The organism is Mycobacterium ostraviense (assembly GCF_002705925.1).
GTDB lineage: Bacteria > Actinomycetota > Actinomycetes > Mycobacteriales > Mycobacteriaceae > Mycobacterium > Mycobacterium ostraviense.
On the sequence record NZ_NKRE01000001.1, the window covers coordinates 4,108,032 to 4,126,664 of the forward strand.

Genomic DNA, 18,633 nt, shown 5'->3' on the forward strand with positions numbered 1-18,633 from the left:
GCTTCAGCAGGGCCCGCTGGGGATTCCGCGTGCGGGTGTCGTCTCCTGAGTGGGCATTACCTGAGGGAAGGGCACCCGATAGGGAGGAGTGACCTTCGCGAAAGTCGCGACGGTGTCTGGAACGCATTGCACCTGCGGCGGAATGGCCTGCAGCGCGGGGTGGTCCAAGTTCGGTGGCGACGGGTTGGGCGGGACGGCAAAGTTGAACGTCGACGTCATATCGCCGGTCACGCTTCGTCGCCAGGCACTCAGGTTGGGAACCGGCACACCGAACCGTTTCTCGAGCAACCGCAGCTGCGAGGTGTGGTCGAAGGTGTCATGCACCATCAGCGGGCCACGGCTGTAGGGAGAGATGACGAAGCAGGGCACGCGATAGCCCAGACCGATCGGCCCGCGGATACCGCCCGAACCCGTGACCGCGTCGATATCGGGCACCGTGACGTACTCGCCGGGAGTTCCCGGCGGCGCAGTCGTCGGGATGACGTGGTCAAAGAAGCCCCCGTTCTCGTCGAAGCTGACGATCAGCGCGGTCTTTTCCCACACCTGGGGATTGGACAGCAAGATGCGGAGGATATTCACGATCGCGGTGCCACCGACGGCCGGTGTTACCGGTAGTCCGGGATGCTCGGACACCTGAAACCCGGGCAGCACCCACGAAACCTGGGGCAGCCTGTTGGCGGCGACATCGGCGACGAAGTCCAAGGGATAGGTCGGGGCGATGCCGTAGCGGGCGATGTTGGAGCGCGGATCCTGGGCCTGCTTGAAGTCGACGAGCATCCCGTTGTAACCGATGACCGTGTTGTTGAGCGCTCCCAGAAGCTTGTTTTGGTACACCTTCCAACTGATGCCGGCATCGCTGAGGTTGTCCGGCATGGTGCGCCAACTGAACTGGGCCTGGGGTTGGATGGTGGGGTCTACCAGAAGCGGACCGCCCGCAACGCCGTCGGGATCGATCCAGGCGCTCATCCAGTACAGCCGGTTGGGCGAAGTTCCGCCTATCAGCGAACAGTGATAGCCGTCGCAGATGGTGAAGGTATCAGCCAGCAGATAATGGATCGGTTGGTCTTGGCGGGTGTAATAGCCCATCGTCACCGGGACGTTGCCCTGCAGCGTTTGTGCTTGGGCCTGCGCGGGCAACCAATTGTCGTTGGCGCCATTGTTAAATGCCCGGTGCATGTCGATCCATTGGTGGCCGGGGTCGTTGACGCACGCGCCGTTGAGGACCGGGCCCCTGGTGGTGTCGAAACGGTACGGGATGGTGATGCCGGCGGGGTCAATCGACTGGGTCTGCGGGTTCCAGCCCTTTTGCTGGAACAATGGCGAGGGCGTGTCGAATCCATTGACGCCCGACAGCGTGCCGAAGAAGTGATCGAATGACCGGTTCTCCTGCATCAACAACACGAAGTGCTCGATATCGGTCAAATGGCCCGAGCAGGGGCCGGCGCCGTAAGCCCTTTCGATCACCGGGCCGGCCAACGACATCAACGCGCCGGCGCTGCCTGCGGCGGCGATTCTAGCCATGAACTCTCGCCGCGACATCCCGTCGACCGGATGCTTACTCACCACCATGTCCTTCCCGCATACATTGGGGTTCAGGGTAGATTTGCGGCGACGATTCACCACGACGCGAATCCGGTGTGTCGTGCCCCGTTTTTTGGCGTTGTCCGCCAAACTCAGTGCGTCGTTTTCGAAACGGGCGGGCCTTCCTGGAATTCCGGGCCCACACTGGCCCCGGATTTCGGGGTTGCGGCGCCGGTTGGATTGACCGACGATGTTGCGCCGCAGGGCTTTCCATCTGACTCGTCAAACGTCAGAAGGCATTTTCCGCTGATTGCGCGCCGGTCAAATCACCCGAGCATGCACGGATCGGTGCTCACCGGGGCTTGGTGGCCGCGACAAACTGCAGTGCCCGCTGTGTCTGCTGCTCGATGTCGACCAGACCGGCGGAGCAGAACAGGTCGACGAAGCTGCGTCGGTCGAACATGGTGAGCCCGATCAGATCGGCGGTTGCGGTCAGCGCCTTACGGACCGGCGGCGCTTGCCCGGAATAGCTGGTGAGGATCGCGATCCGGCCGCCGGGCCGCAAAACCCGCAGCATTTCACCGGTCACCAAGAACGGTTCGGGCATCAGGTACAGCGCGCCGAAACAGCAGACCGCATCGAATGTTTCGTCGTCGAACGGCAACACGCGGGCGTCGCCGCGGACGTAACAGGTCTGCGGCCCGTCGTTGTCCACCACGGCACGAGTCAGCATCGGTGCGGAAATGTCGAACCCCACCGCGAGAGCCCCGGCCGGCAGACAGCGGGCCAACGGTGCGGTGAAATTCCCCGGGCCGCACGCTACATCGAGCAACCGGTGAGCAGTCGAAAGTCGCAACGCCGCGGCGGCACGCCGCTGCTCGGCCCGGGCGGTGATACCGCTGGCGAGGTAGAAGGACGTCGGACGCCACAACCGCTCGTACACGGTCGCGACGAACCGGCTGTTCATCGCCCGCTGCGCAAACGTCGGAACCGGCGAACTCGTCGATTCACCCAACACGTCGAGGAAGCCATGCCGCAGCACGGCGGCCGTATTGAGCAGACCACGGGTCGACTCACGCGGATCCTGGCTGGTGTTCATCGCAGGTCTGGTCCAAGAGGCCGGGGTCGAGTTGTCTGCTGTCAGGCTAATCTGCGCCGTGCGGTGTTGCTGCAGCGGCAGCCGACGCCATAGCCTGGGGCGGATCGGACCGCGAGCCGGGCTTGGCGCCGTGGCGGATTGGACGGGATGGCCGAATTGACCGCCGCTAGGACAGCAGAGCTCGCCGGAATGGACATCTTCGCGGGGTGTCCGGCCGACGACCTGCTGCCTCTGGCTGCCCGCCTGGCTCCGCTGCGTGCCCCGGCTGGCCAGGTCCTGATGCGGCAGGGTGAACAGGCGGTGTCCTTCCTGCTCATCTCGTCGGGTAGTGCCGAGGTCATCCATGTCGGCGACGACGGCGCGGTGATCGTCGAGCAGGCGCTGCCGGGCATGATCGTCGGGGAAATCGCCTTGTTGCGTGACATCCCGCGGACCGCGACGGTCACCACCGTCGAGCCGCTGACCGGTTGGATCGGTGGCAGCGACGCACTGGACCGGATGGTCAACATTCCCGGGATCATGGAGCGGCTCGTGCGCACGGTCCGCCAGCGCCTGGCCGCGTTCATCACCCCCGTCCCGGTACGGATCCGCGACGGAAGCCACCTGCTGCTGCGCCCGGTGCTGCCCGGTGACAGCGAACGCACCGTACACGGGCACATCCACTTCTCCAGCGAGACGATCTATCGGCGGTTCATGTCGGCCCGTGTTCCCGACGCGGCGATGCTGCACTACCTGTCCGAGGTGGACTACGTCGACCACTTCGTGTGGGTGATGATCGACGGCATCGACCCCGTGGCCGACGCGCGTTTCATCCGTGACGGACATGATCCGACGGTCGCCGAAATCGCGTTTACCGTCGCCGACGCCTATCAGGGCAGGGGGATCGGCAGCTTTCTGATCGGCGCACTGTCCGTCGCCGCCCGCGTCGGCGGCGTCGAGAGGTTCTCCGCGCGGATGCTTTCGGACAATGTGCCGATGCGCACCATCATGGACCGCCACGGCGCGATCTGGCAGCGCGAGGACATCGGGGTCATCACCACGGTCATCGACGTGCCCGGCCCGCGTGATCTGGGCTTCGGGCGCGAGATGGCCGAGCAGATCAGGCGAGTGGCCCGCCAGGTGATCGAGGCCGTGAGCTGAGGGCCGGCGACCATGCGGCCGTTGTGGATTGGCGTGCTGGCGACGGCACTGGCGGCAGCATGTGCGCATTCGCCGGCGCCGGTGACCGAGGCGACCCACACCTCGCCGTCGGCTCATCCCACGACTGTCAACCCGGCCAACATCAAAAGACTCAGTCGTGAGCTGCCGCCAGGTTACGAGGTGACCGCGGCGGCGTCGCCGCGACTGATCTTCGGCCTTGGCGCCACCGCGACCGCCCAGCCCGCACCATGCGCGGTCCTCGCCGACCCCGGCGACGGCCGCCACCAGTCCGCGCAGGGCGTGTCCGGGTCGGGGGAGGGCGGCATTGTCGACGCCGTCGTGGTGGCCGTACGGCCAGGGCCGGTGGTGCCGGGAAGCGACGTGGTTGCCGGCTGTGCGCAGTGGACGATGTCGGACGGACACACCACCGCCGGCATCCGGCTCATCGAGGCGCCGCGCATCGACGGCGCGCAAACCCTCGGCATGGTGGCCGACGTCCGCACCTCCGTGGAGTCCGGCACCGAAATCGATTCGCGCACCTATACTTTCGTCGCCTACCTGGGCGACTACTACGCATTCACCACGCTGACCACCGACCCGGGGTCCATGCTTCCGCCGCTGCCGCCGCGGTTCGCCGCCGATCTGCTGGTCAAAACGGTGTCGACGTTACGCGGCTGAGCATCCGCGTTGGGTAGGGTGGCCACGATGTCGAAGGTGGTGCTGGCACTGGCAGCGGTGTGCCTGCTCGTCGGTTGTTCGCCGGGCGCCTCCCAGTCGCCGAAGGCCGATATCGCCAAGGTCATCGACGTGAAGTCCAGCTTCGGACCGGGGTTCACGGTCACCGACGTCCCGCCCAGGGCCATCGATCCTCAGTTCTTCGCGGCCCGCAAGCTGCCCGACGGCCTGAGTTTCGATCCGGCGAACTGCGCCAAAGCGGCCCTGGGGCCACAGATGCCGTCCGGTGTGCAAGGCAATATGGCCGCCGTCACCGCCGAGGGCAACGGGAACCGGTTCGTGGTGATCGCGGTGGAAACCTCACAGCAGCTGCCGTTCAACGACCCGGGTAAAGAATGCGGCCGGATCGCCTTCTCCGGCGCACAGGTGCGAGGCGGCATCGAGGTGGTTGCCGCGCCGCACGTCGACGGCACTCAGACGCTGGGCGTGCACCGGGTGCTGCAGGCGCTGGTCGACGGGTCGGCTCGCACCGGCGAACTTTACGACTACTCCGCGCAGTTCGGTTACTACCAGGTCAACGTGATCGCCAACCCGTTGGTGATTCCGAATCAGCCGGTTACGCCGGTCGATGTCCAGCGTGCCCGCGACCTGCTGGTCAAGGCGGTGGCCGCGATCCGGGGTTGACGGCGGCCGCTAGCGCACGTCGCGGGGCCGGAACTGGATGCTGACCCGCGGACCGGTCGGCGCCGACGTCTTGGGCACCGAATGCTCCCAGGTGCGTTGACACGATCCGCCCATCACCAACAGGTCCCCGTGCGCCAGCGGGAAGCGCAACGAGCTTCCGCCGCCGCGCGGGCGCAGCGCGAAGACCCGGGTCGCGCCGAGGCTGACGATCGCCACCATGGTGTCCTCGGTGCTGCTGCGGCCGATGGTGTCGCCGTGCCAGGCGACGCTGTCGGAGCCGTCCCGGTAGTAGCACAGCCCGACGGTGGTGAACGGCTCGCCCAGTTCGCCGCCGTAGATGTCGTTGAGGCGCCGGCGGATCCGCGCGAGTTGCGGATGCGGCGGGTTCTCGACGGTCAGGTCATGAAAACTCACCAGCCGCGGCACGTCGACCACCCGGTCGTACATCTGGCGCCGTTCGGAGCGCCACGGCACGGTGGACAACAACGCCTCGAACAGCTCCTCGCCACCGTGGAGCCAGGCCGCGCGGATGTCGATATAGGCGCCGTTGCCGAGTTGTCTTCGCTCGTTGTGCTCGAACAGCGAGCCCTGAACCGCGAACGCCACGACCGCAAGTTTATCGCACACCAGTTCGAGGATTGGGTATGCGACGCCTGCGGGCTGGCCACGGCTACGGTTTGATGCTGTGGGCGTCGAGTTGGGATCCAATTCCGAGGTGGGCACGCTACGGGTCGCAATCCTGCACCGCCCCGGCACCGAACTGCGCCGGCTCACCCCGCGTAACAGCGACCAGCTGCTGTTCGACGGGCTGCCCTGGGTGTCGCGCGCGCAGCAGGAGCATGACGAGTTCGCCGAACTACTGCGCTCGCGCGGGGTGGAGGTGTTGCTGCTGTCGCAGCTGCTGACCGAGGCGCTGGACAGCGGGGCCGCCAGGATGCAGGGTGTCGGCGCCGCGGTTGACGCGCGGCGGCTCGGATTGCCACTGGCGCAACAGCTTTCGGCATATTTGCGTAGTCTGGACCCGGTTCGGCTGGCGCATGTGCTGACCGCCGGGATGACGTTCAACGAGCTGCCGTCCGATATCCAGACCGACGTGTCGCTGGTGGTCCGCATGCACCATGGCGGGGATTTCGTCATCGAGCCACTACCGAACCTGGTGTTCACCCGCGACTCGTCGATTTGGATCGGTCCGCGGGTCGTCATCCCGTCGCTGGCGTTGCGGGCGCGGGTTCGTGAGGCATCGTTGACCGACATCATCTATGCCCATCACCCGCGGTTCACCGGGGTGCGGCGGGCCTACGAATCACGCACCGCCCCCGTCGAGGGGGGCGACGTGCTGTTGCTGGCCCCCGGTGTGGTCGCCGTCGGGGTCGGCGAGCGCACCAGCCCGGCCGGCGCGGAAGCCTTGGCGCGCAGCCTGTTCGACGACGACCTTGCGCACACCGTGCTCGCGGTGCCGATCGCGCAGAAGCGTGCGCAAATGCATCTGGACACCGTATGCACCATGGTGGACGTCGACACCGTGGTGATGTATGCCGCCGTCGTCGACAACCTGTCGGCGTTCACCATCCAGCGTTCGCCCAATGGCGTGGTGATCAGCGATGCGGCCCCCTTTGTGCGGGCTGCTTCCGACGCGATGGGCATCGACAAGCTGCGGGTCATCGACACCGGCCTGGACCCCGTCGTCGCCGAACGCGAACAATGGGACGACGGCAACAACACCTTGGCGCTGGCGCCCGGTGTCGTCGTCGCCTACGAGCGCAACGCGCAGACCAACGCCAGGTTGGAGGCGGCCGGTATTGAGGTGCTGACCATCGCGGGCTCGGAGCTGGGCACCGGCCGGGGCGGGCCGCGTTGCATGTCCTGCCCGGCCGCCCGCGACCCGCTTTAGCGCATGTGTCGAGATTGCCGTCTGGGGGTGGTCGGTGTGCTTTAGGCTCACAGCCGTTGCGGCAATCTCGACGCTCGGCGAGCCAACGCGTCACGAACGCGCTTGACGACGAGTTCGGCTCTGTCCTCATTGATCACCTGATCACCTGCCAGCCAAGACCATTGAGCACCTCAGCTCGGTGAATGTCGTTCACGTACTGTCGGCGTTCGCGTCGGTGTTGGTCGCCGTTGTATTCGAGGGCCACCATCGGCTCTTCCCAGCCCATGTCGAGATAGCACCCGAGCTGGCCATCGGTACTCGGATCTGGGTGGCAGGCTTGGGCAGTCCGGCGTCGACGAGCATGAGTCGCAGCCAGGTTTCTTTCGGCGACTGCGCGCCGCTATCCATCAGAGACAATGCTTTTCGGCAGTCGCGGATACCCGGGGCTCCTCGACATCGGTCAAACAACGGCGTGACAACGGCCGCCTTGAGGCGGTCACCGCGGCGAGTTCGTCGAGATGGGCAACGGCCATGCCACGCGGCAAGTGCCGGCCCAGATCGAACGCCGTACGTGCCGGATTCGTTACGCGCAGGCCGGCTACTTCGACGACGTCGTCCGCGCTGGAGCGTTCCCGGCGAACGATGACGCCCGGTGGTGGATGGCTGAACGGGCCTAACAACTCGACGGGGGTGAAGTCATCGACTCATCGCGCTCCGTGCACTGCGGCGGCCGCGCGGCCGGCGATCACGCCACGGCGCCCGGACCACAACCGAGCCGCGCAGATGTCGTCACGCAACGTTCGAGGTGCGTCCTTCGGCACTGCGTCCTTCGGCACATGGACGCCGCGGTGGATTCGACGGTAGTTCCATCGCAATTGGCCCCAGGTGATTGCGCCGTCGGCTATCGCTTCGCGTCCGAGAAAGACCTTTGCCACGCGCCCAATGATGCGCTCCGCGACCGACAGCGTCGCCGAGATTGCCGCCTGGGTCGTGCTCCGTTGCCCAACCACAGCCGTAGCGGCAATTTCCACGCAATCCGAAGCCGTCACCGCCAGCTGGGCAGCCAGATCTCCATGTTCCAGGTCTGCTGTGAGATCGGCAGGCCGGTGAGTATCGGGAACAGCCAGGCGAAGTTGGTCACCACTAGAGCCACATAACAGCTCACCACGATCAGCCCCAGGGTGCGCCGCTCTCGGCCCTGACCGGGTTGGTAGAGGATGTCGCCGAGAATCAGCGCGATGGCCATCACCAGAAACGGCGCCATGGTCGCCGCATAGAAGAAGTACATCTGCCGGTCGATGTCGGCGAACCACGGCAGCCAGCCGGCGCAGTAGCCGACCAACACCACCGCGTAGCGCCAGTCGCGCCGGACGAACATCCGCCAGCCGGCATACAACAGGACCGGCACCGCCAGCCACCACATGGCCGGAGTGCCGACCAGCATCTCGGCTTTGACGCACGACTGGCCACCGCAGCCCGACACGTTTTGTTGGTCGATGGCATACAGCACCGGCCGCAACGACATCGGCCAGCTCCATGGCTTGGACTCCCACGGGTGGTGGTTGCCGGCCGAATTCGTCAGCGTCGCATGGAAGTGGAATGCCTTGGCGGTGTAGTACCACAGTGAGCGAACCGCGTCGGGCAGCGGGAGGACGCTGTCCGGGCCGATCGTCTGACCTACCTGGTGGCGGTCGATCGCGGTCTCGGATGCGAACCAGCCGGCATAGCTGGCCAGGTAGACCGCGAACGGAATGAGCGCCAGCGCGTATCCGGTGGGCAACAGATCCCGCCGCAACGTCCCCAACCACGGCCGCGGCACCTGGTACTGGCGGCGTGCCGCCACGTCGAACGCCAACGACATCGCGCCGAAGAACGCGATGAAGTACAGACCGGACCACTTCGTCGCGAAGGCCAATCCGAGCAGCACCCCGGCGCCGAACCGCCACCAGCGCACCCCCAGCCGTGGCCCCCACACCGTCTCGGCGACCCGGTTCTCTGTCAGAGCAACGTGCATGCGTTGACGAACCTGATCACGGTCGACGATGAGGGCGCCGAAAGCCGCGACCACGAAGAAGGTCAGGAAGCCGTCCAGCAGCGCGGTGCGCGCGGCGACAAAGCTGACCCCGTCACAGATCAGCAGCACGCCGGCGATGCCGCCGACCAGAGTCGAGCGGGTGATCCGCCGGACGATCCGGGTCACCAGCGCCACCAGGATGATGCCCAGCACCGCGCCGCTGAACCGCCAGCCGAACCCGGTGTAACCGAACAGGGCCTCGCCGATCGCGATCATCTGCTTGCCGACCGGGGGATGGACGACCAAACCGAAGCCGGGATTGTCTTCGACGCCGTGGTTGTGCAGCACCTGCCAGGCCTGGGGGGCGTAGTGCTTCTCGTCGAAGATCGGAGTGCCGGCATCGGTCGGCGAGCCGAGGTTCAAAAACCGGGTGACCGCGGCGAGCAGCGTGATCACGGCGGTGACAATCCAGCCGCGCATCCGGTCCACCGGTCCGAAATCGGCGATCGGTACCAGCGGCCCGGGGCTGATGACGGGTGCCGCACACTCCTCGGCCAGGCCGGAAGTTTGTTGGGGCGGGGCGGTCATCAGCTCGATCGTAGGCTGTCCGTCATGAGTTCCGGCCGCCTGTTGCTCGGCGCCACTCCGTTGGGCCAGCCCGCGGATGCGTCGCCACGCCTGATCGACGCGTTGGCCGGCGCCGACGTGGTGGCGGCCGAGGACACCCGACGGCTGAAAACGTTGGCCAGGGCGCTTGACGTCGAGATCAGCGGTCGGGTGGTGAGCCTGTTCGACCGGGTCGAGGCGTTGCGGGTGACGGCGCTGGTTGACGCGATGCAAGCCGGCGCCACGGTGCTGGTGGTCAGCGACGCCGGATTGCCGGTGATCAATGATCCGGGATATCGGCTGGTCGCGGCCTGTATCGATGCCGGGATCACGGTGACCTGCTTGCCCGGGCCGTCGGCGGTGACCACCGCGCTGGTGGTGTCCGGTCTGCCGTCGGACAAGTTCTGCTTCGAGGGGTTCGCCCCGCGCAAGGGCGCGGCGCGCCGGGCGTGGCTGGCCTCGCTGGCCGACGAGCAGCGCACCTGCGTGTTCTTCGAGTCCCCGAGACGGCTGGCCGCATGTCTGCGCGATGCCGTCGAACAGCTCGGCGGGGCACGTCCGGCCGCGGTCTGCCGGGAGCTGACCAAGGTGCATGAGGAAGTGGTGCGTGGATCTCTCGGCGAGTTGGCGGACTGGGCGACCGGCGGCGTGCTCGGCGAGATCACCGTGGTACTCGCCGGCGCCGGCGCGACCCCGAGCGCCGACCTGCAGTCGCTGGTCCAGGAGGTCGAGACCCTGGTCGCGGCCGGTATCCGCGTCAAGGACGCGTGCAGCGAGGTAGCCGCGGCGCATCAGGGCGTGCGCTCACGTCAGCTCTACGATGCGGTCCTGCTGGCCCGCCGCGACACCGACGCGCCGTCCTAGAAAAACCTTGCTACCGGTAAGTCCCGGTCCGGTCAGGGTGTGCAGGAACTCCCGATGGGGCCGATTGTCGGGGTGCACAACTGCGGGTGCGGGGGAATGGGGGGCCCCTGGATGGTCGGCAGCTGTGGCGGCGGAGGCAGCGCCGGAGCCGGCAGCGCCGGCAGACCACCCGGCAGCGCCGGCAGCCCAACCGGCAGCGCCGGCAAACCGCCTGCGGTCAGTGCGGGCAGTGCCGCGGCCAGCATCGCCGGGTCAACCGCCGGAAGGCCTGCCGGCAGACCTGCCGTCAGCGCCGGCAACGCCGCGGCCAGCATCGCCGGATCCACTCCCGGCAGTGCCGGCAGACCGGCCTGCAGCCCGGGCAGAGCGTTGGCCAGCTGCGGCAAACCACCGGCTGCCAGTGCGACCACGTCCGTGGGCGACACTCCGGGCAGACCGGGCAGTCCGGCGGCCGCCAGCCCCAGCAGATTCGTCGGCGACACTCCCGGCAGACTCGGCAAGCTCACATTCGGCAGACCGCCCACCCCCGCCAGCGCGATCAGGCCCGCCGGCGACACCCCCGACAGCGCCGGCAGGCCCGGCAGACTCAACGTCGGCAAACTGACCGAGGGTCGCCCCCCGGGGAACAGCATGGAGCCGATGGTGTTGGCGGCTGAGTTGAGTTGCGGCAGGATGCCCGAGGACTGCAAGGAGTTGTAGGCAAGCACCACATAGGTGACCGCCAGCGCGCTGGACGTCGTGACGCCCGCGATGGTGCCTCCGATCCCCAGGATGCCGTTCACGACCGAGGTGGCCGTACCGACCGCGGCAGGTCCGTTGGCCAGGTTCGGTACGCCGGGCAGGCCGATGCCGGGGATTCCCAGGTACGGCGTGCCGATGTACGGCGTACCGATGTCAGGCAGGCCGGCGCCCGGCGGAAGGGCCGCGTTCGGCAGGGGAGGGGCGGCCGGCAGGGCGGCCGGACCCAAGTCGGTGACACCAGGCAGTCCGGGGCCCAGCGGCGAGGCGACTCCGGGCACCGCGCGGACTGCGTCCGGCGCGGCTCGCGGCGCCAATACGGGAGTCAGCGCATCCGTCGGTAACTGCGCCGGCGCCGGCGCCGCCTGCGCGGGTTTGCCCGGTTGCGCGCTGGTCCCGGGCATCAGCACAGAGGCCAGGCGGTCGCATTGCTGGCCGGCGGCACACGTCCCTTGGTTCGGACTGCCCATCGGCCCGGTCATCGTCAGCGGCGTAACCGCCAGCGTCCCCCCCACCATGGCCGCGGCCGCAACGCCGACGACACCGACTCTCATGACGGACCCCTCTCCCATTCGACCACGCGATACACGCGGGTCGTCGGTTAGGAGCTTAGGCGTACCAGGCGTGCCATGTGGGCGTTACGCGAAATTCCGCCGAGCTACACCTCGCCGCGGTTTGCTGACTAGCCGACCCGAGTGGCCGTCGGAGGGACTGCCATCCCAACAATGGGTGCGGCCTTGTGCAGGCATTCCTGCCACTCGGCGTCGGGGTCGGAGTCCGCGGTGATCCCGCCGCCAACGCCCAGGACGACGTTGCCCGCGGTGTCGAATTCCACGGTGCGGATCGCGACGTTGAGTTCGGAACCGGCTACTGGTGATGCGAAACCAACTGTACCGCAATATATTCCGCGACGGCGCTGCTCCCATTGCGAAATCAGTTGGCGGGCCCGCAGTTTGGGTGTTCCGGTAACCGACGCCGGCGGGAAGGCGGCGTCCAGCAGCGCCGACATCGGCAACTCGGCCGGAACCTGGGCCGCCACGGTGGAAACCAGGTGCCAGACGCCCGGCGCGCGGCGCACCACCAGTAGCTCGGGCACGGTGACCGTGCCGGTAATGGCCACTCGGCCAAGGTCGTTGCGGACCAAGTCCACGATCATGATGTTCTCGGCCACTTCCTTGGGTGACGCCCGCAGCGCCGACGGCCAGGCCTCCAGCGGCAGCGTGCCCTTGATCGGGCTGGAGGCCACGACGGTGCCATGCCGCCGCAGGAAAAGCTCCGGGGATAGCGATGCCACCGCGCCCCACGGGCCGCCGACATAGGCTGCGCGGGACGGGGAGGTGCGGGCAGCGTCGACGAAGTCGATGAAGAAGTCCAGCGCGGACCCGCTGACGGTCCCGGTGAACTGCGTGCACACGCAGGCCTGGTAGACCTCGCCGGCGGTGATCGCCGCCAGGCAGGCCAGCACCCCGCCGCGGTGAGCTTCCCGGTCGGCCGCTGCCCAGTCGATCCGGCACGACCCCGGCGCCGGCCGGCCGGCCGGCGCCGGGGTCGTGGCCAGGGCGCTGGCCAGCCAGTCCGGCATGGGTGCGCCCGACAGGCTCTCGTACCACCAGTGGCCGTCGCGGTCGCGGCGCAGTACGCAATCGGTCCAGCCGCCGGCGGCTTCGGGGATTCGGCTTCCCCGCCCGTCCGCGCCGGGATCGGGGTAGGACAAGTAGCCGACCCAGCCGCCGCCCACCGCGCCCGAGACGGGCGCTATCTGTTCCCCGGCGGCTTCCCGGATCGGAAACGCGTCGCCGCGGTGCACCGGCTGGACCGACACACTCGGTGCGATCACCGCCAGCGCGCCGAACCATTCGCCGGTCAACGCGGCCGGCGGCGCCAAGCCCAGTCGGACGGTGGCACGAGCGACGGCGCGCAGCACTTGGGGTGCCCCGCCAAGGTCGCCGAGCCGATCGGTTCGCACCGCCCTAGCTTGACAGAGTGGCGGATATTCGCACGCCAGGAGTTCCGATCAGCCGCGGCTGATCTCACGAGCGGTGGCCAGCGCCATGAGCTTGTCGGGGTTGCGCATCACGTAGAAGTTGGTGATCTTGTCGTCGACGATCTCCAGGGTGATCACCCCCTCCAGGTGTCCGTCCAGGTAGAACAGGACCGCCGGCGCGCTGTTGCAGGTCGCGATTTCCACCTGCAAGTGCGTCGCTGCCTTGCGGATGAGTCCGGTGGAGTCTCCTGTTCTTCGTTGTGTCGGGATCATCCGGGATCACCGACGACTTCTGCACTGGAGACACCACAGACCGGCTTGCCGTGACAGCCGCGACGGAGATCGTGAGCCGGTTCACTTTTACCGACTTTTCCAGGATCGGGCGGCGGCCGCTGAATTTTCGGCCCCGACAAATCGAGACATGTCGAGGCGCTGGAATCGAGGTCAGCGCTTGCACATTGGCGCGCTGTGTGTGCTGAATTCCGAGCGGGAGAAATGGCGCGCCATGCTAGGCTGTCGCAACGAAAATGGACCTGAATTCCCAGGTGAACCCAGTAGACAACCAGGCAGACCAGGGCCCCTTCAATGCGCAGCGGCGAGCATTCGACAGGAGCGACCCCTAATACCGTCCGTCAACCGAGTAGTCGCCCACATTTGGACACATGCACACATCGGAGGGGATCCCTTGCCGCGCAGCTTGGACCTCGTCGTCACCTCCGTAGCCACCCAGCTGATGGAGGCGACCGCATCCACCGCAACGCAGGTGAGCCAGCGGGTGCTCGCTCAACTGGTCGAGCAGTTCGATGTGGACGCCAGCTTCCTGCGGCACCACGACCACGAGATTCGCGCCTCGGTCCTGGTGGCGGAGTGGCCGCCGCGGCGTGACGTTGCGGACCCGGACCCGCAGGCCGTCGTCCACTTCACCAGCGCCGACCCGGTGCTCACCGAGTGCGAGCACGGCAGGAAGCCGGTTGTCATCCAGCCGCACCGCAGCAACCGGTTCTTCCGGCGCTGGGGGGGCGGCTCCACCCAGGCGGCGTCGCCATCGGTGGCTGCGGCCCCGCTGGTCTCGGGCGAGACGACTACCGGTGTGCTCGGCTTCGTGAAGTTCGGCGCCCGGAAGTGGCGGCATGAAGAGATCAACACGCTCGAGGCCGTCGCGGCGTTGTTCGCACAGCTGCAGGCGCGGATCGCCGCCGAGGAGAAATTGCGCTACCTGGCCGAGCACGACGATCTGACCGGCCTGCACAACCGGCGTGCGCTGCTGGCCCATCTGTCCGAACGGCTGGCGGCGGGTAAGCCCGGGCCCGTCGCCGTGCTGTACCTGGACCTCGACCGGCTGAAGTCGATCAACGACTATCTGGGCCACAACGCCGGCGACTGGTTCATCCGCGTCTTTGCGCAGCGCCTTCGCGGGTGCGTCGGCGGCCAAAGCATGATCGCCCGACTCGGCGGCGACGAGTTCGTCGTGATCCCTGACCAGGCGATGTCCAAAGGAGCCGCCGAATCGTTCGCCCGCGGGCTTTCGGCAATGCTGCGGGAGCGGCTGGCAATTGGTGGCCATCAGATCACCCGGACGGTGAGCATCGGTCTAGCCGTGGGCATGCCGGCCCGCGACGACGGCACCGATCTGCTGCGCCGGGCCGATGAGGCGGTGCTGACCGCCAAACGCGCCGGCGGCAACCAGGTGGCGCTATCTACCGACGACATGTCGCTCAAGAGCGCGTTCCGCAACGACATCGAGTTGCATCTGCAAGGCGATATCGATAGCGATGCGTTGCTGCTGCACTATCTGCCCGAGGTCGACCTGTGGACCGGCGCGGTGGTGGCGGCCGAGGCGTTGGTTCGCTGGCGTCACCCCATTTGGGGGTTGCTGCTGCCGGATTCGTTCATCGGGGTGGCCGAGTCCACCAACCTCGCCGGCGAACTCGGCCGATGTGTAATGCGCAGCGCGTGCGCCGAATTCAGCCGGTGGCGCAAGAACGGCGTCGGGCAGAGCGCGGTGTTGCGCATCAATGTGTCGCCCGTCCAGCTGATTACCCGCGGCTTTGTCCGCAGTGTCGCCGACACCATCGAGGAGTTCGGCATCGACGGCGGATCGGTGTGCCTGGAAATCACCGAACGCGCTGTCGTACACGACATCGAGGCGACGCGAAAGACGTTGTCAGAGCTCAAGGACGTCGGTGTCCAGGTGGCCATCGACGACTTCGGCACCGGTTACGCGGTGTTGTCGCATCTGAAGTCACTTCCCGTCGACATGCTCAAGATCGACACCGGCTTCGTCCGCGACCTGGGTACCAACGCCGGCGACCTGGCGATCGTCCGGGCCATCATCGGCCTCGCCGAGGCGTTCGGACTGCAAGTGGTCGCCGAGGGAGTCGAAACACCGGCTGCCGCGCTGACTTTGATGCAGCACGGTTGCCACCGGGCGCAGGGATTCCTGTTGTCGCGCCCCGTCCCCGGCAACGCCATGGAGGCGTTGCTGTCCGCTCGCTGGATGCCGATGCCGTTCCTCGCCGACCGCGAGGCACTGACGCTCGGCGCAATCTAGCTCAAATGTGAAAATGGTTCGAGCAATTAGAAAATCATCGATCGTTGCCGCGTGCGCCGTCCTGCTGCCTGCTGGGGTGCTCACCGGATGCAGCAGCCACCAACCCGCCAACAGCCCGCTGACCGCGATGGTCAGTCCGGCCATACCGTCGACGGTCCAGGAGATACCCAACCCGCTGCGTGGCCAATACGAAGACCTCTTGGAACCGCTTTTCCCGCAACGCGATCCGGCCCAGCAGCGATACCCGGCGTGGCCCGCGTCCTACGATGCCAGCCTGCGGGTCTCGTGGCGTCAGCTGCAACCCGCCGACCCGGCCACGCTGCCGCCGGACGCTCCCGACGAGCGCAGGTACGACTTCAGCGTGATCGACGACACGCTGAACCGGCTCGCCGAGCGGCGCATGCGGCTGACGCTGCGGGTGTACGCCTACAACTCCTGCTGCAACGCGACGTATCCCAACAACACCAACATCGCGATTCCCGACTGGGAGCGCGCCCGGCCGGGCACCAACACGACCTATCCCGGGCCGGCCAACGGTGCCGCGGCGGGGGTGGCGCAGGTGGTGCCGAACTTCAACGATCCGACCTATCTCAACGACTTCACACAGCTGCTGGCGGCACTGGGTCGCCGCTACGACGGCGACGAACGACTCAGCGTTTTCGAATTCTCCGGGTACGGGGATTTCAGTGAAAACCACATCGCCTATCTGCGCGACTCGCTGGGCGCCGCCGGTCCGGCACCCGGCGACAGCGTTGCGGCATTGGGGTATTACAGCCAGTTCCGGGATCAGAACATCACCAAGGCGTCCATTCAGCGCCTGGTGGAGGCGAATGTCAGCGCCTTTCCCCGCACCCAACTGGTGACCAGCGCCGCCAACCCCGAGATCGTCCGGGAACTGCTCGCCGACGACGTCACCAACAAGCTCGCCGCGCCGGTGGGAATCCGCTCGGACTGCCTGGGCGTCTATGCGCCCATGCCGGCATGGGCCGACGGAAGCGCTGCCCACTACGTGCAGACCAACGATCCGGTTGTCGCCGCGCTGCGCAAGCGGCTGTCGACGGCCCCGGTGATCACCGAATGGTGCCAGCTGCCCAGCGGAACCACGCGGCAGGCCTACTACGAGAAGGGACTGCGCGACGTCATGAGATATCACGTCTCGATGACCGCAAGTGTCAACTTTCCGGACGGGAATGCGACCTCGCCGATGGACCCCAAGCTGTATGTGCTGTGGGCGCAGGCCAATGCGACCGCGGGCTACCGGTACTCGGTGGAGGCCAAGCCCGGGTCGCAGGGGCTCAGCAACGACGGCAAAGTCGCGACGATCTCGGTTGTCTGGACCAATTACGGCTCCGCGGCCGCGACCGAGAAATGGGCCCCGGGTTACCGATTGGTGGATTTCACCGGGAAGACGGTTCGGACGTTGCCCGCAAGCGTGGATCTGAAGTCGCTGGTCCCGGAGGCGCCCGGGGACCGCAGCGCCCAGCAGCCCGTGCCGGCGTCGGTCTCCGAGACGGTTCGCGTCGCGCTGGCCGGCTTGCCGGCGGGGCATTACACGCTGCGGGCTTCGGTTGATTGGCAACAGCACAAGCCGAACGGTTCGCATGTGGTCAATTACCCTCCGATGCAGTTGGCCCGCGACGGCCGCGACGATTCCGGCTTTTATCCCGTCGCGACGCTCGACATCCCGCGCGACGTGCAGACCGCAACGAACGGTGCGTGAGGCGGCCTGGCTACCAGGCCGAAGTCCGGCCGTGGGCATACCGCGCGCATGGAAATGTCCGTTAAACGTACCAGCAATATTTCGTTTAGCGGATAGTGCTGCCCCGCGTGAAGCGGCGCGGCGAGAAACCGGACTGATACCCTCGAAATCGGCGTCAATGCAACCTGGGGCATAGCCGGTAAGCCGTCACCAGATGACCATCTGGCTTCCCCGCTCGAGGAGGGCACCGCGAAGGTGACGGCGATCGTCCCGGCTGGTGGTTCCGGTTTCGGAACCGCTCGAGACAGCCTGGAACCAGCCGCCACTCATGCGCAGCGCTACCGTCAGCGGCGGCCGGCATGAATTCTTCGGTGCAGACCACGACCGACTCGACGGGCGGGCGAGCGGATACCACGCGCCAGCAGATTCTGCAGGCCGCCGCGCATCAGTTCGCCCGGCGCGCGTACCACGACGTCGGGCTCGACGACATCCTCGCGGCGGCCCAGCTGACCAAGGGTGCGATGTATTTCCACTTCCGGTCCAAGCACGCGCTGGCGGTGGCCATCATCGAGCAACATTGCGCCGGCGGCCGGGTTGCCGTCGAGGAGCTGCTGGCCAGGCAGCTTTCCGGCCTGGAGACGCTGGTCGACTCCGTTTACCTGATCGCCGTCCGCGACATCAGCCAGGACATGGCCAGGGCGGCCCTACACCTGCTCGACTCGGTCGGTCGTACCGAAGGCCTGCAGGCGAAATTGCTGGATGGGTGGATCGAAGCTCTGGCCGCTGTGGTACGGCGCGCGATCGTCGAAGGCGACGTGGCCGAAGGCTGCGACCCGCAAGACGTTGCCCGTCTGATCGTGTCGATGTACCTGGGTTTGCGGCAGGCCAGCGACCTGGATGCACCGGAGCGGTTTCTCCGCGATCTCGAGAAGAGCTGGTTGCTGGTGCTGAGCGGAATAGTGCAGCCGGACAGAATCGACTACTTCACGCAGTTTGTCACCCGGCGGACCGCGCTGGCCATCCGCTCGGCAACGGACCAGGTTGCGCCGGGTTGACAAAGATGGAAGCCATGGCGGCGGCTGTGAGGCTAGGAGGCTTCTGAACAACGAACGCGGCAGGGGCGGGAAGAACGCCGACAAGGCCGTCTCTTCGGCGGTAGGTCAGACTTGATTGGTCGACAACGTGGTC

The 18,633-nt window shown here is 66.9% G+C and carries 14 protein-coding genes and 2 pseudogenes; 8 read left to right on the forward strand and 8 right to left on the reverse strand.

The annotated features are described in order from the left end of the window. Nucleotides 1-3: 3 nt before the first annotated feature. Nucleotides 4-1,569 carry a phospholipase C gene (locus tag CDN38_RS19265; protein WP_075510664.1) on the reverse strand — a complete coding sequence of 522 codons (1,566 nt, stop codon included), beginning with the start codon at nt 1,567-1,569 and terminating at the stop codon, nt 4-6. 304 nt (nt 1,570-1,873) lie between these two features. After that, nucleotides 1,874-2,620 carry a class I SAM-dependent methyltransferase gene (locus CDN38_RS19270; RefSeq protein WP_075510637.1) on the reverse strand — a complete coding sequence of 249 codons (747 nt, stop codon included), beginning with the start codon at nt 2,618-2,620 and terminating at the stop codon, nt 1,874-1,876. A 138-nt stretch (nt 2,621-2,758) separates the two neighbouring features. Here CDN38_RS19270 and pat point away from each other — a divergent pair, with 138 nt between their 5' ends. Genes pat through CDN38_RS19285 form a run of 3 tightly spaced genes read left to right on the forward strand, consistent with a single transcriptional unit; the run spans nt 2,759 to nt 5,119 of the window. Beyond that, the gene (gene pat, locus CDN38_RS19275; RefSeq protein ID WP_099319121.1) at nt 2,759-3,760 is read left to right on the forward strand and encodes an acetyltransferase Pat; all 1,002 of its coding nucleotides are present in this window, start codon (nt 2,759-2,761) and stop codon (nt 3,758-3,760) included. Between the two features lie 12 nt (nt 3,761-3,772). Beyond that, a complete protein-coding gene (locus tag CDN38_RS19280) occupies nt 3,773-4,438 on the forward strand; it encodes a DUF5642 family protein (protein ID WP_075510639.1) in 666 nt (221 codons plus the stop codon). Nucleotides 4,439-4,465: 27 nt separating this feature from the next. Then, entirely contained in the window at nt 4,466-5,119 is a 654-nt protein-coding gene (locus CDN38_RS19285; protein ID WP_075510665.1) for a DUF5642 family protein, read from the forward strand. A 9-nt stretch (nt 5,120-5,128) separates the two neighbouring features. Here the strand turns inward: CDN38_RS19285 and CDN38_RS19290 are convergent, their stop codons facing one another. Further along, nucleotides 5,129-5,725 (reverse strand): alpha-ketoglutarate-dependent dioxygenase AlkB, encoded by a 597-nt coding sequence (locus CDN38_RS19290; protein ID WP_180276353.1) that lies wholly within the window; start codon nt 5,723-5,725, stop codon nt 5,129-5,131. A gap of 79 nt (nt 5,726-5,804) precedes the next feature. On the opposite strand from CDN38_RS19290, the gene arcA reads away from it, so the two are divergent. After that, a complete protein-coding gene (gene arcA / locus CDN38_RS19295; RefSeq protein ID WP_075510641.1) occupies nt 5,805-7,010 on the forward strand; it encodes an arginine deiminase in 1,206 nt (401 codons plus the stop codon). Between the two features lie 47 nt (nt 7,011-7,057). On the opposite strand, the pseudogene CDN38_RS19300 reads toward arcA, so the two are convergent. Further along, a pseudogene (locus CDN38_RS19300) lies at nt 7,058-7,924 on the reverse strand (type IV toxin-antitoxin system AbiEi family antitoxin). Between the two features lie 110 nt (nt 7,925-8,034). Then, a complete protein-coding gene (locus CDN38_RS19305) occupies nt 8,035-9,591 on the reverse strand; it encodes a dolichyl-phosphate-mannose--protein mannosyltransferase (protein WP_099319122.1) in 1,557 nt (518 codons plus the stop codon). A 24-nt stretch (nt 9,592-9,615) separates the two neighbouring features. On the opposite strand from CDN38_RS19305, the gene rsmI reads away from it, so the two are divergent. Then, entirely contained in the window at nt 9,616-10,473 is an 858-nt protein-coding gene (gene rsmI, locus CDN38_RS19310; RefSeq protein ID WP_099319123.1) for a 16S rRNA (cytidine(1402)-2'-O)-methyltransferase, read from the forward strand. A 32-nt stretch (nt 10,474-10,505) separates the two neighbouring features. Here the strand turns inward: rsmI and CDN38_RS19315 are convergent, their stop codons facing one another. From CDN38_RS19315 to CDN38_RS19325, 3 genes and pseudogenes are all read right to left on the reverse strand, one after another. Next, entirely contained in the window at nt 10,506-11,765 is a 1,260-nt protein-coding gene (locus tag CDN38_RS19315) for a hypothetical protein (RefSeq protein ID WP_099319124.1), read from the reverse strand. Nucleotides 11,766-11,893: 128 nt separating this feature from the next. Beyond that, complete coding sequence (locus CDN38_RS19320) at nt 11,894-13,177, reverse strand: aminodeoxychorismate synthase component I (RefSeq protein WP_180276355.1); 1,284 nt, start codon at nt 13,175-13,177, stop codon at nt 11,894-11,896. A 48-nt stretch (nt 13,178-13,225) separates the two neighbouring features. Beyond that, nucleotides 13,226-13,435: pseudogene (locus CDN38_RS19325) on the reverse strand (RNA polymerase subunit sigma-24); the annotation flags it as partial. Between the two features lie 445 nt (nt 13,436-13,880). On the opposite strand from CDN38_RS19325, the gene CDN38_RS19330 reads away from it, so the two are divergent. From CDN38_RS19330 to CDN38_RS19340, 3 genes are all read left to right on the forward strand, one after another. Next, a complete protein-coding gene (locus tag CDN38_RS19330; RefSeq protein WP_075510646.1) occupies nt 13,881-15,746 on the forward strand; it encodes a putative bifunctional diguanylate cyclase/phosphodiesterase in 1,866 nt (621 codons plus the stop codon). Nucleotides 15,747-15,759: 13 nt separating this feature from the next. Then, entirely contained in the window at nt 15,760-17,466 is a 1,707-nt protein-coding gene (locus CDN38_RS19335; protein WP_075510647.1) for a hypothetical protein, read from the forward strand. Between the two features lie 338 nt (nt 17,467-17,804). Beyond that, a complete protein-coding gene (locus CDN38_RS19340; protein ID WP_075510648.1) occupies nt 17,805-18,500 on the forward strand; it encodes a TetR family transcriptional regulator in 696 nt (231 codons plus the stop codon). Nucleotides 18,501-18,633: the final 133 nt, after the last annotated feature.